At 49.3% G+C, this 2,955-nt stretch carries 1 rRNA gene; it reads right to left on the bottom strand.

Annotated features, from left to right (window positions below):
- Positions 1-14: 14 nt before the first annotated feature.
- A 23S ribosomal RNA gene (locus tag ACVHXK_RS18560) occupies positions 15-2,906 on the bottom strand.
- Positions 2,907-2,955 lie beyond the last annotated feature (49 nt).

Raw genomic sequence — 2,955 nt, 5'->3', positions numbered from 1 at the left:
CACTGTATAAATTGTTGAATAAGCCCTCGACCTATTAGTACTGGTCAGCTGAACACATTACTGCGCTTACACCTCCAGCCTATCAACCTGGTAGTCTTCCAGGGGTCTTACTAACTTATGTTATGGGAAATCTAATCTTGAGGTGGGCTTCACGCTTAGATGCTTTCAGCGTTTATCCCGTCCCAACATAGCTACCCAGCAATGCCACTGGCGTGACAACTGGTGCACCAGAGGTTGGTCCATCCCGGTCCTCTCGTACTAAGGACAGCTCCTCTCAAATTTCCTGCGCCCACGGCGGATAGGGACCGAACTGTCTCACGACGTTCTGAACCCAGCTCGCGTGCCGCTTTAATGGGCGAACAGCCCAACCCTTGGGACCGACTTCAGCCCCAGGATGCGACGAGCCGACATCGAGGTGCCAAACCTCCCCGTCGATGTGAACTCTTGGGGGAGATCAGCCTGTTATCCCCGAGGTAGCTTTTATCCGTTGAGCGATGGCCCTTCCACACAGAACCACCGGATCACTAAGCCCGACTTTCGTCCCTGCTCCACCTGTATGTGTCGCAGTCAGGCTCCCTTCTGCCTTTGCACTCTTCGCGCGATTTCCGACCGCGCTGAGGGAACCTTTGGGCGCCTCCGTTACCTTTTAGGAGGCGACCGCCCCAGTCAAACTGCCCACCTAGCAATGTCCTGTGACCAGATTCATGGCCGCCAGTTAGAATTCCAGTACTGTCAGGGTGGTATCCCAAGGATGACTCCACATAAGCTGACGCCCATGCTTCTAAGTCTCCCACCTATCCTGTACAGACAATACCGAAATTCAATGCTAAGCTACAGTAAAGCTCTACGGGGTCTTTCCGTCCAACCGCGGGTAGCAAGCATCTTCACTTGCACTACAATTTCACCGGATTTACTGCCGAGACAGTGCCCAAATCATTACGCCATTCGTGCGGGTCGGAACTTACCCGACAAGGAATTTCGCTACCTTAGGACCGTTATAGTTACGGCCGCCGTTTACTGGGGCTTAAGTTCATAGCTTCGCTTGCGCTAACTATTCCCCTTAACCTTCCAGCACCGGGCAGGCGTCAGCTCCTATACATCACCTTACGGTTTAGCAGAAACCTGTGTTTTTGATAAACAGTTGCTTGGGCCTTGTCACTGCGGCCTGCTCTCGCAGGCACCCCTTCTCCCGAAGTTACGGGGTCAATTTGCCGAGTTCCTTAGCAGTAATTCTTCCGACGACCTTAGGATTCTCTCCTCATCTACCTGTGTCGGTTTGCGGTACGGGCAATTTTATACTTCATAGAGACTTTTCTTGGCAGCGTGGAATCAGATACTTCGCCCGAAGGCTCCCCATAACACCTCAACCTTAAGTAGAAACGGATTTTCCTGTCTCTACAGTCTAAGTGCTTAGACGCACATCCAATAGTGCGCAAATCTTATCCTCCTGCGTCATCCCATCTGTCAAACGCATAAAATCGGTATTGGAATATCAACCAATTGTCCATCACCTACGCCTTTCGGCCTCAGCTTAGGTCCCGACTAACCCTGGGAGGACGAGCCTTCCCCAGGAAACCTTAGATATTCGGTCAATAGGATTCTCACCTATTTTTCGCTACTCATGCCAACATTCTCACTTCTGTACAGTCCACCACTCCTTACGGTATGACTTCAGCCCATACAGAAAGCTCCTCTACCACTCTTTCGAGTCCATAGCTTCGGTGGTAAGTTTAGCCCCGTTACATTTTCGGCGCAAGATCTCTCGACTAGTGAGCTATTACGCACTCTTTGAATGAGTGGCTGCTTCTGAGCCAACATCCTAGTTGTCTTTGAAATCTCACATCCTTTTCCACTTAACTTACACTTTGGGACCTTAGCTGATGATCTGGGTTCTTTCCCTTTTGACTACGTATCTTATCATTCGCAGTCTGACTGCCGGGGTAAAAGTTAATGGCATTCGGAGTTTGATAAGGTTCGGTAACTGCAATAGCCCCTAGCCCATTCAGTGCTCTACCTCCATTACTCAATAACCCGACGCTAGCCCTAAAGCTATTTCGAGGAGAACCAGCTATCTCCGAGTTCGATTGGAATTTCTCCGCTATCCACAGTTCATCCCATGCTTTTTCAACAGCAACGTGGTTCGGTCCTCCACGGAATTTTACTTCCGCTTCAACCTGACCATGGATAGGTCACTCGGTTTCGGGTCTACAGCATGCAACTAGTCGCCCTATTCAGACTCGGTTTCCCTTCGGCTGCGCACCAGAAGTGCTTAACCTTGCTGCATACCGTAACTCGTTGGCTCGTTCTACAAAAAGCACGCCGTCACACATAAATGTGCTCCGACCGATTGTAGGCATACGGTTTCAGATTCTATTTCACTCCCCTCACGGGGTTCTTTTCACCTTTCCCTCACGGTACTTCTTCACTATCGGTCACTAGGTAGTATTTAGCCTTGGGAGGTGGTCCTCCCTGCTTCCCACGGGGTTTCTCGTGTCCCGTGGTACTCTGGATTAGACTTCGAAATCTTATTTTTTCACCTACAGGGCTATTACCCTCTACGGCTGAACTTTCCAGTTCTATTCGGTTAAAATAATCAATCTTTGATAGTCTATCCACAACCCCAGAGTCAAGACTCTGGTTTGGGCTCTTTCCATTTCGCTCGCCGCTACTCCGGAAATCGATTTTTCTTTCTCTTCCTTCGGGTACTTAGATGTTTCAGTTCCCCGAGTGTACCTCCATATACCTATTAATTCAGTATATGGTACATGTAAACATGTAGGTTTCCCCATTCGGAAATCTCCGGATCATAGGTTGTTTGCACCTACCCGAAGCTTATCGCAGCTTATCGCGTCCTTCATCGGCTCCTAGTGCCAAGGCATTCACCGTACGCCCTTTATATCTTAATCAACGTTTTGTTACAGTGACGTTTCTTTATTTGAATGTGCAATTTGCAAT

The sequence above is a fragment of the Clostridium sp. DL1XJH146 genome, assembly GCF_054819755.1.
This window is presented reverse-complemented; position numbering and strand designations above follow the sequence as displayed.